This is a genomic window from Cytobacillus sp., from assembly GCF_032154635.1.
Lineage (GTDB): Bacteria > Bacillota > Bacilli > Bacillales > Cytobacillaceae > Cytobacillus.
Genome location: NZ_JALDXW010000016.1, coordinates 71,789 through 84,246 on the forward strand (window position 1 = coordinate 71,789; position 12,458 = coordinate 84,246).

General features: G+C 38.5%; 10 protein-coding genes. 9 read left to right on the forward strand and 1 reads right to left on the reverse strand.

Annotation, left to right across the window (positions count from 1 at the left end):
* The first annotated feature begins 8 nt into the window (after window positions 1-8).
* Both RUH74_RS13005 and RUH74_RS13010 read left to right on the forward strand, forming a co-directional pair.
* On the forward strand, window positions 9-2,033 hold the full coding sequence (locus tag RUH74_RS13005; RefSeq protein WP_313800737.1) for a molybdopterin-dependent oxidoreductase: 2,025 nt from the start codon (window positions 9-11) through the stop codon (window positions 2,031-2,033).
* Entirely contained in the window at window positions 2,020-2,565 is a 546-nt protein-coding gene (locus RUH74_RS13010) for a 4Fe-4S dicluster domain-containing protein (RefSeq protein ID WP_313800738.1), read from the forward strand. Before RUH74_RS13005 ends, RUH74_RS13010 begins: the two co-directional genes overlap by 14 nt.
* Before the next feature lie 66 nt (window positions 2,566-2,631).
* On the opposite strand, the gene rnhC is transcribed toward RUH74_RS13010, so the two are convergent.
* The gene (gene rnhC, locus RUH74_RS13015) at window positions 2,632-3,570 is read right to left on the reverse strand and encodes a ribonuclease HIII (RefSeq protein WP_313800739.1); all 939 of its coding nucleotides are present in this window, start codon (window positions 3,568-3,570) and stop codon (window positions 2,632-2,634) included.
* A gap of 183 nt (window positions 3,571-3,753) precedes the next feature.
* On the opposite strand from rnhC, the gene zapA reads away from it, so the two are divergent.
* From zapA to RUH74_RS13050, 7 genes are all read left to right on the forward strand, one after another.
* The gene (gene zapA / locus RUH74_RS13020; protein ID WP_313800768.1) at window positions 3,754-4,014 is read left to right on the forward strand and encodes a cell division protein ZapA; all 261 of its coding nucleotides are present in this window, start codon (window positions 3,754-3,756) and stop codon (window positions 4,012-4,014) included.
* A gap of 7 nt (window positions 4,015-4,021) precedes the next feature.
* On the forward strand, window positions 4,022-4,561 hold the full coding sequence (locus RUH74_RS13025; RefSeq protein WP_313800740.1) for a CvpA family protein: 540 nt from the start codon (window positions 4,022-4,024) through the stop codon (window positions 4,559-4,561).
* Between the two features lie 119 nt (window positions 4,562-4,680).
* A complete protein-coding gene (gene polX / locus RUH74_RS13030) occupies window positions 4,681-6,399 on the forward strand; it encodes a DNA polymerase/3'-5' exonuclease PolX (protein ID WP_313800741.1) in 1,719 nt (572 codons plus the stop codon).
* A 23-nt stretch (window positions 6,400-6,422) separates the two neighbouring features.
* Window positions 6,423-8,777, forward strand: a complete 2,355-nt coding sequence (locus RUH74_RS13035; protein WP_313800742.1) for an endonuclease MutS2 — start codon at window positions 6,423-6,425, stop codon at window positions 8,775-8,777.
* A 20-nt stretch (window positions 8,778-8,797) separates the two neighbouring features.
* The gene (locus RUH74_RS13040) at window positions 8,798-9,205 is read left to right on the forward strand and encodes a DUF350 domain-containing protein (protein ID WP_313800743.1); all 408 of its coding nucleotides are present in this window, start codon (window positions 8,798-8,800) and stop codon (window positions 9,203-9,205) included.
* Between the two features lie 431 nt (window positions 9,206-9,636).
* The gene (locus RUH74_RS13045; RefSeq protein WP_313800744.1) at window positions 9,637-11,340 is read left to right on the forward strand and encodes a long-chain-fatty-acid--CoA ligase; all 1,704 of its coding nucleotides are present in this window, start codon (window positions 9,637-9,639) and stop codon (window positions 11,338-11,340) included.
* Window positions 11,341-11,852: 512 nt separating this feature from the next.
* Complete coding sequence (locus tag RUH74_RS13050; protein WP_313800745.1) at window positions 11,853-12,437, forward strand: fatty acid metabolism transcriptional regulator FadR; 585 nt, start codon at window positions 11,853-11,855, stop codon at window positions 12,435-12,437.
* The last annotated feature ends 21 nt before the right edge of the window (window positions 12,438-12,458 follow it).

Here is a 12,458-nt window from a genome sequence, read left to right on the forward strand (position 1 = left end):
AAAAACTAATGGAAATTTATAGACATGCTTGTCCCCGTAATTGTTTTTCAACATGTGGAATGCTGTCATATATTGAAGATGGAAGGCTAATAAAGGTTTCCGGTGATGCGAAGCATGGCTATAGTCAGGGAAGGCTATGTGCAAAAGGCTATGCCTATACTCAATATGTTTACAACCCTTATCGGTTGAAGCATCCGATTAAACAGAATCCAAGAGGGTCGGGAAATTGGAAGAGAATATCTTGGGATGAGGCATACAATACCATTGCTGATAAAATCCTTGAATTAAATGCTAGATATGGTTCAAATCTTGCAGTCGGATATAATAAATTTTCTGGTAATATTGGATTGCTACATTATGCAGTTGAAGGAATGTTTAATAGTATAGGGCCACATACAAAACCGGTAGGAAATCCGTGTTTGATTACGGGTGAACAAGCTATGAAGAAATGTTTTGGCCGTACAATAAGTTTAAGGCCGGAAAAAATGGCTGAAATGAATGTAATAGTCATATGGGGAGCCAATCCTGCGGTGACAAACGTCCATCAAATGAAATTTATTTTTCAGGCACGGGAAAAAGGGGCAAAACTAGTTGTTATTGACCCTATTTTCACACAAACTGCAGCAAAAGCGGATATCTTTATCCAGATCAATCCTGGAACAGACGGTATGCTCGCACTTGGAATGGCGAAGCTTCTTATTGGTTTAGAGAAATATGATCAAGAATTTACTCATGATAAAACGACTAACTGGGAAGAGTTCTGTCAATATGTTCACGAGGAAGTAGATGTAGAGGCGGTTTGTCATAAAACAGGGGTTTCAATAGATGTAATAAATGAACTTGTTCATTTATGTGCGGATACGAAACTTTGTGCTACATGGATTGGCTATGGGGTCCAGCGTAATAAGAATGGAGGACAAAATATTCGTGCGATCAGTACATTTGCTGCAATCGCTGGTCACCTTCAAGAAGGATGTGGGTGTGTATACTATTCTCATAATGGGATAGATGATTTTCCTATCAATTTATTAAATTTGCAAGGACCAGAACATAAGACTATTAAGCAATCTAGAGAAATAGATATTAATAACTTTCCAGAAGGTGCTCGAAATCTAGCTGATCCGCCATTAAAGTTTTTATGGATTGCCTCACGTAATCCTCTTTCACAAGATCAAGATCTTCATGAATGGGAATTATTAATGAAGGAACTTGAATTAATCGTCACGGTTGATTTATTCATGACGAAGACTGCGCAACTATCTGATATTGTATTACCAGCAGCGACCCACTTTGAAGAGGTGGATTTAAATGTTAGTTATTGGCACCACTGGTTGTCCATTAATGAAAAATCAATTCCCTCATATTTTGAAGCAAAAAGTGATTTGCAGATTGCAAGAGAGTTAATGCAAAGGTTAAATGAAAAATCACCTGGCTTTTCAAATTTTCCTTATGATCGTCATCCAATTGACTGGATTAAATTGGAATTAACTCCAACAGTAAAGGAGAGTTATTCAATAGAAGGTATTGAAGATTTGTTCGAAGGGCCATGCTGTCGAAATGAGGAAGAGTACCCGCAATTTTCACGCTCAAAAAAGTTTCGCTTATTTTCCCCAGAGATAACAGAATCTTGCCCAGTTTCTGAGCGTGAGCAGAACCAAAGAGCGGAGGAAAAATATCCATATCAGCTGCTTACCCCCCAATCGTTACTAAAAATTCACTCGCAATACGAGGCAGTACCGTGGCTTAATCATGGAGGAGAGCAGGTGGTTGTTGAAGTTTCGGAATATGCAGCTGAAAAAAGTGATATTTCAGAAGGGGATAAGGTTGAAGTATACAATCAATATGGAGAGATAACTGCCATTGCAAAAATAAGCCGATTTCTTCCCCGAAAGATTGTCGTAGTTAATCAAGCTGGGGATACTCCTATTAATCGTTTAATTAATCAAACAGTTCAATCTAGCAAAGGATTATCAAGTGCAAATTTTTATGACAGCAGTGTGAATATTAGGAAATGGTGTGATGAAAATGGTTAAACGAATGGGGTTCATTTTCAACTTAGATCTTTGCTTTGGTTGTATGGCATGTGAAATTGCCTGTAGAAATGAAAATCAAACCCCACATGCCATTCGTTGGAGAAAAGTTTCCAGATTAACAAATGACACTTTTTTGTCTGTTTCATGTAATCATTGCAGCAGTCCAGAATGTTTTCGAGTTTGTCCGGAAAATGCCTTTACAAAACGAGGGGATGGGATTGTACAAATTGATTCTGATCTTTGTACAGGCTGTGGTTATTGTATTGAAGCCTGCCCTTTTGAGGCTCCACAGTTTGATCCTATTACAAGAAAGGCAAGTAAGTGCCAAATGTGCTATCCTCGCCAAGATCGGGGAATGCCACCAGCATGTATAGAAGCCTGTTCAACAGAAGCATTAAGATACATAGATTTAAATACATGTAATGATAAGAATCTAGTCGGCACTATTTTGGGATTCCCTGACATTAAACTTACAAATCCTTCGATTGCTTTTTATCCTGCCAAGGAAAGAAAAAGGTACTTTTTAAGGTAGCCATTAATCCTTCGAATGAACGAAGGAATTTAATGATAGAAAAAGGCAGCGATTATGGCTGCCTTTTTAACTATACTTTTTCTTGTGTATTTTCATTGCCTTTTCCGTATTTGCAAAATGCAGCTTAACAAATGCCGGTAATGCGTCTTTACCTTTTTCGTGTATCAGCCGTGCGGCTGCTTCATCCACTTTCGGACCGGCTCCTTTTGTCAATGTAAATCCAGCTTCCTTACTCAAATGATCAAAGTGCTGGACAAAAGCATATCTTGCTAATATGGATGCTGCAGCAACTGCAAGATGAATACCTTCCGCTTTTGTGCTGAAAAAAACGTTGTTTCTCTGAATGACTTTTTCGTTTTTGAGATATTGATAATAAACATCCTTTTTAGCAAATTGGTCAATTAAAATGGCATCAGGCTGTTCGGGTGCAATCTTGCCAAGAACATGCCCGATTGCTTGGTTATGGAGCAGTGCTTTTATTTTGCCTTGTGACATGCCGGATTTCTGCAGCTTATTGTATTTTTCATTATGCAGGGTTAAGAGGCTATATGGAATGATGTTTTTAATTTGTTTGGCAATGCTTATAATTTGTTCATCCTTTAAATTTTTCGAATCCTTTACACCGAGCTCTTTTAATAATGGAATTTGTTCTTTTCTTACATAGGCTGCAACAACAGTAATTGGTCCAAAGAAATCACCTGTACCTACTTCATCAGAGCCAACAACAGAAAGGGCTTCAAATTGATCGGGCAAATGAGTATTTGTAGAGATCTTCTTTTTCACAGGGGGTGCAGAGGAGATTGGTTCACCCCATTTGGCAGCTTCAACTTCGCAGCCGCTGCCTTGAAACAATACTTTGCCCGATTTGTAGGCTGTAATGGAGCACGCTGGCGTTTTTGCAGTAAATACACTACCTGGTGGAAGTTTATCTAAGGTATAGGATTGATAATGATTTTTCATTTCATAAATTTCGTTCATTTCTTTTTTCAAAACGACATTTCCCATGAAGCATTCTCCTTTATGTTAACTAAAATTTCCTTTAGAAGGTTTCCGTTCGAACCGTGCCAACATACATTTCGTCCTTCTAGACCGCCAGATTCTATTAAGTTATGACGAGCTTCTACTTCCCACGTTTTTATGTTCATGTTATGATATTGTGTAGGATTCTTAAGATTGGGGGCATAAATGTTGTCAGATATACAAAAAAACCGTACAAGTGTTGATATATATGGAACGCAGTATATCATAATAGGTACTGAAAGCCCCGGCCATATTCGCCTCGTAGCTTCGATGGTTGATGAAAAAATGCGTGAAATCAGCTCGAAGAATCCCTCCCTCGACAGCAGTAAACTCGCCGTATTAACAGCAGTCAATATAGTTAATGATTATATTAAGGCGATGGACCGTATAGAACAGCTTGAAAATGAATTAAAAAGAGTAAAGGACTGAATAAGTCATGCTGGATCTCGCAATTATTATTATTTTAGTTTTTGGTTTTTTTATTGGTTTAAAAAGGGGCTTTATCCTTCAAGTCATTCATTTAATAGGTTTCATTCTTGCATTTATCGTAGCGACTATGTATTATGAGAAACTCGCTCCAAAGCTAACCTTATGGATTCCTTATCCAAGCTTTGGTGATCAAACTGCCTTTCAAATGTTATTTGATCAAATTAATCTAGAAGATGCCTACTATCGCGCTATTGCCTATGTCGCAATTTTTATTGCTGTGAAAATTGTTCTCCAAATTATTGGCAGTATGCTTGATTTTGTTTCAAACCTGCCAGTCCTGAAACAATTAAATGTTTGGGCAGGAGGCATTTTAGGATTTGTAGAAGTCTATCTTATCATGTTTATTTTATTATACATAGCTGCACTCGTACCAGTAGAAATCATTCAAATCCATTTAAATGATTCATTTATGGCAAAAGGAATTATTAAACATACACCAATATTTTCACAGCAAATTAAAGAGATGTGGATCGAATATATAGGTTGAGTAACTTCTCTGTAATAGAGAAGTTTTCTTTTTAATGGCGATTCTCGTGAAAGTATGACAACCTATAATAGAGAAAACAATATTTAAAAAGAGTTCGTCAATAAAGGTAGGTGCTTTCTGTGATAGATAAAAAAGACGTGATTCGGCTATTGGAAACTATAGCTGTTTATATGGAACTTAAAGGAGAAAATACATTTAAAACAGCAGCATTTCGAAAAGCGGCTGCCGCACTTGAAGCAAATGATGAAAGTTTAAATGAAATAGAAGATTTTACAAAGCTGCCAGGGATCGGAAAGGGCACATCTGCAGTGATTATCGAGTATATAAATGAAGGAAAATCTACTGTTTTGAAAGAACTGAAGGAAGCGGTTCCAAAGGGGCTGATTCCGCTCCTCCAGCTTCAGGGATTAGGCGGCAAGAAAATTGCAAAGCTAAATAAAGAACTAGGGATTGAGAATGCTGCAGACTTAGAGGAGGCATGCCTTAAAGGACAAGTGCAAGCGCTTACCGGATTTGGAAAGAAGTCGGAAGAAAAGATACTTGCTGCTCTTCGGAATACCGGAACAAGACCGGAAAGACTTCCAATCGCTTATATGCTGCCAATTGCTGAAGAGATAGAAAACCAGTTACAGAACATAAACGAAATCGAGAAGTTTTCGCGGGCAGGCAGCTTACGAAGAATGAGAGAAACCATAAAGGACTTAGATTTCATTATCGCAACAAAAAATCCTTCCGCGGTAAGGGACCAGTTATTAAAGCTTGCAAATATAAAAGAAACAATCGCAGCTGGTGATACAAAGGTCTCTGTTCTTTTTGAATACAGCTATGATATATCTGTAGATTTTCGTCTAGTTAAGCCGTATGAATTTAGCACAACCCTTCACCATTTCACGGGCTCAAAAGAGCATAATGTGCGCATGAGGCAGCTGGCAAAGGAACGGGGCGAAAAAATTAGTGAATATGGGGTGGAGGTTATTGAAACAGGTGAGATAGTAACCTTTTCATCAGAGGAAGCATTTTACCGCCATTTCGGACTCCCTCTCATACCTCCTGAGGTGAGGGAAGATGGAAAAGAAGTTGATGAGTACAGTGAGGCTTATGGTATAATTTCTCTTGCTGATATAAAGGGTGATTTGCATATGCACTCAACCTGGAGTGATGGGGCTGCATCCATTGAGGAAATGGTGAAAGCCTGCATCCAAAAAGGCTATAAATATATGGCAATTACTGACCATTCCCAATACTTAAAGGTTGCCAATGGACTTACCGCAGAAAGGCTAAGAAAGCAAAAGGAAGAAATTAGACGTTTGAATGAACAGTATGAAGAGATTACCATTTTATCAGGTGTAGAAATGGATATTTTGCCTGATGGGTCACTTGATTATGATGATGAGCTACTTGCTGAGATGGATCTAGTGATTGCATCAATCCACTCTGCATTTTCACAATCAAAGGAAAAAATAATGGCGCGATTAAAAAAAGCAATGAGGAACACTCATGTTCATATTATCGCCCATCCTACTGGACGGAAAATTGGCATTAGAGATGGCTATGAAGTAGATATCGATATGCTAATAGAACTGGCAAAAGAAACGAATACGGTTCTTGAACTAAATGCAAATCCCAATCGTTTAGATCTCGCACCTGTGTATATTCAAAAGGCACAAGCTGCCGGAGTAAAAATTGTTATTAATACGGATGCGCATAAAATAGAAACATTGAAGCACATGAGCATCGGGGTTTCTACAGCAAAAAAAGGGTGGATAAAGAAAAGTTCTGTCCTTAATGCCATGGATACAGAAGAATTATTGTCATTTTTGTCGAGAAAGCAAGAGTGAATGGAATAGGAGGAAAAATCCTCATGCAGGAACGTATTTTAAGAGTACTTGAATTTCATAAAGTGAAGGATCAGCTAGTTGAGCATGTGTCGTCGTCACTAGGAAAAAGAAAAGCGGAAAGCTTAATGCCGTCTACTGACTATGAAGAAGTAGTACGCTGGCAAGAGGAAACAGATGAGGCAGTAAAGGTACTGCGTATAAAAGGAAATGTGCCTCTTGGAGGGATATTTGATATCCGTCCGCATGTGAAAAGATCCGTAATTGGCGGAATGTTAAGCCCGCAAGAACTGACCCAGGTAGCGAGTACCATTCATGCAAGCAGGCAAATCAAAAGGTTTATAGAAGAATTTGTGGATGAAAGAAGCAGCCTTCCCATCTTGTTAAATTATGTGAGCAGTTACAATGTTCTAGCTGATTTAGAAACAACAATAAGAAACGCGATTGATGATAATGGAGAAGTGCTTGATAGTGCAAGTGAAGCACTTCGATCCCTTCGCAATCAATTACGTACGAAGGAATCTCGTGTGCGCGAGCGGCTTGAAAGTATGATTCGTTCTTCAAATGCACAGAAGATGCTATCTGACGCGATTATTACGATTCGAAATGATCGTTTCGTTATCCCGGTTAAACAGGAATATAAGGGACATTACGGCGGAATTGTTCATGATCAAAGTTCCTCAGGACAAACATTATTTATTGAACCACAGTCGATTGTCCAGTTAAATAACGAACTGCAGGAAATACGTGTGAAGGAACAGCAGGAAGTTGAGCGAATATTGATTGGACTATCGGGGAAAGTTGCTGAAGAAAGTGCCGAACTAGAAATGATTGTTGAAGTACTGGCAGAAATTGATTTCATGTTTGCTAAGGCACGTTACAGTAAACGAATGAAAGGCTCGAAGCCATTAGTAAATAATGAAGGAAGAATTTCTTTATTTAAAGCGCGCCATCCGCTTATTCCTATCGATGAGGTAGTGGCGAATGATGTGACATTAGGGAAAGACTTTTCGACCATTGTTATTACAGGTCCAAATACGGGCGGGAAAACAGTCACATTAAAGACGGTTGGCTTATGTACGTTAATGGCACAAGCTGGCTTGCAGATTCCCGCACTGGATGGGTCTGAAATAGCAGTTTTCGGGGCTGTCTATGCGGATATTGGAGATGAACAATCAATCGAACAAAGCCTTAGTACCTTTTCATCACATATGGTGAATATCGTTGGTATCTTGAATAAAGTGGATTTTAACAGCCTTGTTCTTTTTGATGAATTAGGAGCAGGTACAGATCCGCAAGAAGGTGCTGCACTTGCCATCTCAATCCTTGATGAAGTGTATAAACGGGGAGCAAGGGTAATCGCAACAACCCATTACCCTGAATTGAAGGCATATGGATATAACCGAGAAGGAGTCATTAACGCGAGTGTAGAATTTGATATTGAGACATTAAGTCCTACATATAAACTGTTAATTGGCGTCCCAGGGCGAAGCAATGCGTTTGAAATCTCCAAGAGACTTGGTTTAAATAATGAGGTGATTCAGACTGCCCGTTCATATATTAGTGCAGATAGCAATCAGGTTGAGAATATGATTGCCTCATTGGAAGAGAGTAAAAGGATGGCCGAGGCTGAACTGGAAGAAGCAAATGAATTCCTTAAGAGTGCCGAGAAACTTCATAAAGATTTGCAGAAGCAAATGATTGAGTTTTATGAACAGAAGGATACTCTTCATGAGAAAGCTGCTGAAAAAGCTGCTGAAATTGTTGATCAAGCAAAGGCGGAAGCAGAGAAAATAATTAGCGACTTAAGGAAAATGCGCATTGAAAAAGCTGCAGAAATAAAAGAGCATGAACTAATTGATGCAAAAAAACGATTGGAAGAAGCGGCACCAAAAATAAATAAAACGAAAAAACCTGTAAAAGGGAAGGAAAAACACACCTTTACTAAAGGGGATGAAGTAAAGGTATTAAGCTTTGATCAAAAAGGACATCTCATTGAAAAGACCTCTGACAACGAGTGGCAAGTACAAATAGGGATATTAAAAATGAAAGTTGCGGAGAAGGACTTAGAGTTTATTAAGAGTCCAAAACCAGTTGAAACAAAACCGATGGCGATTGTAAAGGGCAGAGATTATCATGTCAGCCTTGAGTTAGATTTAAGAGGTGAACGATATGAAAATGCCTTGCTGCGTGTTGAAAAATACATTGATGATGCACTATTAGCTGCCTACCCTCGTGTGTCCATTATCCACGGAAAAGGAACGGGTGCGTTAAGACAAGGAGTCCAGGAATATTTACGCAATCATCGTGCAGTTAAGAATATTCGCTTCGGTGAAGCTGGTGAAGGCGGTTCCGGTGTCACCGTAGTAGAATTTAAATAATTGGGCGGGGGAGAATGGGTATGAACCAATTTTGGGAAAATGAGTTTGTGCAAACGGCAGGGTACTTTAGTGTTGTTGTCCTCTGTATGATCGTTTTTTTGGCTATTTTTGAACTGGTCACGAAATATAAAAACTGGGAAGAGATTAAGAATGGAAATATAGCAGTTGCCATGGCAACTGGCGGGAAAATATTTGGTATTGCTAATATTTTCCGCCATTCTATCATGCATAATGATACTTTGTTTACAATGATTAGCTGGGGTGTCTTTGGTTTCATCCTATTGCTAATCGGGTATTTCATATTTGAATTTTTAACTCCGAAGTTCAATATTGACAAAGAAATTGAGAACAATAACAAAGCAGTTGGATTCATTTCAATGATTATTTCAATAGGCTTGTCCTATATTATTGGTGCAGGGCTATCTTAAGGAGCGATCATTTTACGTGGAAAAATTAGCAAAAGTATTATTTGTATTATGCGGTATTTTCGTTCTGCTAGGCGCTTATTATGTGTTTTTTAAAGCCTAATCTTTGATACACCTTTATATAAAAAAATCGTCATATTCATATGACGATTTTTTTTATATATTTAGATTAGATAGCATAACTTAGGAAATAGAGAATTTTCTTGCTCTAGCGCTTATCGCCTATCAAACTTCAGGTCCTCTCCCTACGATACCGTGTTTCCTTTATCGAAAGAACAGGCCCTTCCAGTTTGTACGGTGATGACCAAGGCGTTTCCGTTTTTCATATAAGCGTTTAGGCTTATTCTAATTGTCATGTAATCTTCGTTATATTATAATAGGAGCGAACAGTTTGAATGTTCGAAAAATTTACTTAGTATAAAGGAGGGACTAATATGTTAGAACAAAAGCCGTGGCTTAAAAATTATCCGGACGAAATCCCCTCAACTTTGAATTATGTAAGGCAGTCAGTCCAGGATTATTTAAAAAAGGCTGCAGAAGAGCATCCAAATAAAATTGCTATTCACTTTATGGGCAAGGAATTTACCTTTCATGAAATCTATGAATCTGCAATTAAATTTGCTGGATATTTGCAAGAAATAGGAATTGAAAAAGGTGACAGAGTAGCCATAATGCTTCCGAATATGCCTGCCTCAGTGATTAGCTATTACGGAATATTAATCGCAGGAGGCGTGGTAGTTCAAACGAATCCGCTTTATATGGAACGTGAACTGGAATACCAGATGAAAGATTCAGGGGCAAAGGCAATAGTCACAATGGATATATTATTTCCACGCGTAACAAAAGTGATGGCTCAAACAGATTTGCAGCATGTAATTGTAACCGCTATCAAGGATTTCCTCCCTTTTCCAAAAAACTTAATTTATCCATTTATCCAAAAAAAGCAGTATGGAGTTGTTGTAAATGTTAAACATGAAGGCAATCATCATTTATTGACTGAAATACTAAAACAGCCAAACCGGAAGCTAAAAGAGCATGACTTTGATTTCGAAGAGGATTTAGCCTTATTACAATATACTGGCGGAACGACAGGATTTCCAAAAGGTGTGATGCTTACACATCGGAATCTTGTTTCAAATGCTGCGATGTGCCGTGCGTGGTTGTATAAAACAACACCAGGAGAAGAAGTTGTTTTGGGAATTTTACCGTTCTTCCATGTTTATGGAATGACCACCGTTTTAATTTTATCCGTGATGGATGCGAATAAAATGGTATTGCTTCCGAAGTTTGATGCAGAGACTACGCTTAAAACGATTCAAAAACAGCGCCCAACATTATTTCCTGGTGCACCAACCATTTATATTGGTCTATTAAACCACCCTGATTTAAAAAAATATGACCTATCTTCAATTGATTCTTGTATTAGCGGCTCGGCTGCACTGCCAGTTGAAGTCCAGCAGAAATTTGAAGAAGTGACTGGCGGAAAGCTTGTTGAAGGGTACGGACTAACTGAATCCTCTCCTGTTACACATGCAAACTTCCTATGGGATCGACCGCGTGTGAAAGGAAGCATTGGTGTACCATGGCCAGATACGGATGCTGCTATCTTTTCCATGGAAACGGGTGAATCCTTGCCTCCAGGTGAAATAGGAGAAATAGCAGTAAAAGGGCCGCAAGTTATGAAAGGGTATTGGAATCGACCAGAGGATACCGCTGAAACATTAAGGGATGGCTGGCTTTTAACAGGAGATCTTGGTTATATGGATGATAACGGTTATTTCTATGTTGTTGATCGGAAGAAAGATATGATCATTGCCGGTGGCTATAATATTTATCCCCGAGAAATTGAAGAGGTGCTTTATGAACATCCTGCCGTGCAGGAAGTTGTTGCAGCTGGCGTTCCAGACCCTTACCGCGGAGAAACAGTTAAGGCGTATATTGTTTTGAAAGATGGAGCTACTGCTAGTGAGGAAGAGTTAAACAAATTTGCAAGAAAGCATCTGGCAGCGTTTAAGGCACCTAGAATTTATGAATTCCGTGATGAACTCCCAAAAACAGCGGTAGGTAAAATCCTGAGGAGAGCATTGGTGGATGAAGATAAAAAGAGGATTCAATCTGAACAAGAAAAGCGGGCTTAAAACAGAGACCGATTTATCGGCTCTTTATTTTTGAATAGATCGGCTTGTCCATATTCGCTTCAGTAGTAATTTTAAATAAAGTTGACTATAATAAAAATTATCTCGTAATTTCTTGACAGAAATGAATAGGGACACTATTATAAAAATATGAATGATGATTCATTCATATTTTAAAAAGTAAGGCTGTGTAGATGTTTCCTGTAGCGAAAATTAATAACAAATTTTAACACAGGGCAAAGGCACTAGCATATAGTAAGGGTCAAAGGAATTGCTTTAATCGTTTTTGTTTTTTTACGGATTATGGAAATTAATAATCTAATGTTGGATAACTTTATAACAAGTTGGCGTCCAGCTCCAGCGCCTATCACCTATCAAACTTCAGGTCCTCTCCCTACGATAAGTCAACATCGGTTCGCTCCCGCTTACCGTGTTTCCTTTATCGAAAGAACAGGCCCTTTCAGTTTGTACGGTGGTGATCAAGGCGCTTTCGCATTTCTTGGAGGAGGGAAAGTTTGAAAAAGAATAAACCGAAATATCGCCAAATCATTGATGCGGCTGTTATTGTTATCGCAGAAAATGGCTATCACCAAGCTCAAGTATCAAAGATTGCAAAACAGGCTGGTGTAGCTGATGGAACCATCTACTTATATTTCAAGAATAAAGAAGATATATTAATCTCTCTCTTTCAAGAAAAAATGGGTAATTTTGTAGAAATGGCAGAAGAGAAAATTGTAGGGATAGAATCAGCTGCAGAGAAATTGCGAATGATTGTTGAAACACATTTTCAAATTCTTTCAGATGACAGGCATCTGGCAATTGTCACCCAATTGGAACTTAGACAATCAAACAAAGATCTCCGTCATAAAATAAATGAAGTACTGAAGGGGTATCTTGCCTTAATCGAACAAATTTTAATGAATGGAAAAGAAAGCGGTGAGTTTTCTTCCACTCTTGATATACGGTTGGCTAGGCAGATGATTTTTGGTACGATGGACGAGACAGCTACCACATGGGTGATGAATGATCAAAAGTATGACATCACAGCTTTAGCAGGCCCGGTTCACCAGTTACTTCTTAACGGGTTCATGAGGAGCTAGCATTGTTAAAAAGGGGGATGG

What these genes read in the sequence shown, in the direction of transcription:
- RUH74_RS13005 (WP_313800737.1), top strand. Translation starts at nt 9, where the DNA reads ATGGAAATTTATAGACATGCTTGTCCCCGTAATTGTTTTTCAACATGT.
- RUH74_RS13010 (WP_313800738.1), top strand. Translation starts at nt 2,020, where the DNA reads ATGAAAATGGTTAAACGAATGGGGTTCATTTTCAACTTAGATCTTTGC.
- rnhC (WP_313800739.1), bottom strand. Translation starts at nt 3,570, where the DNA reads ATGGGAAATGTCGTTTTGAAAAAAGAAATGAACGAAATTTATGAAATG.
- RUH74_RS13025 (WP_313800740.1), top strand. Translation starts at nt 4,022, where the DNA reads ATGCTGGATCTCGCAATTATTATTATTTTAGTTTTTGGTTTTTTTATT.
- RUH74_RS13035 (WP_313800742.1), top strand. Translation starts at nt 6,423, where the DNA reads ATGCAGGAACGTATTTTAAGAGTACTTGAATTTCATAAAGTGAAGGAT.
- RUH74_RS13040 (WP_313800743.1), top strand. Translation starts at nt 8,798, where the DNA reads ATGAACCAATTTTGGGAAAATGAGTTTGTGCAAACGGCAGGGTACTTT.
- RUH74_RS13045 (WP_313800744.1), top strand. Translation starts at nt 9,637, where the DNA reads ATGTTAGAACAAAAGCCGTGGCTTAAAAATTATCCGGACGAAATCCCC.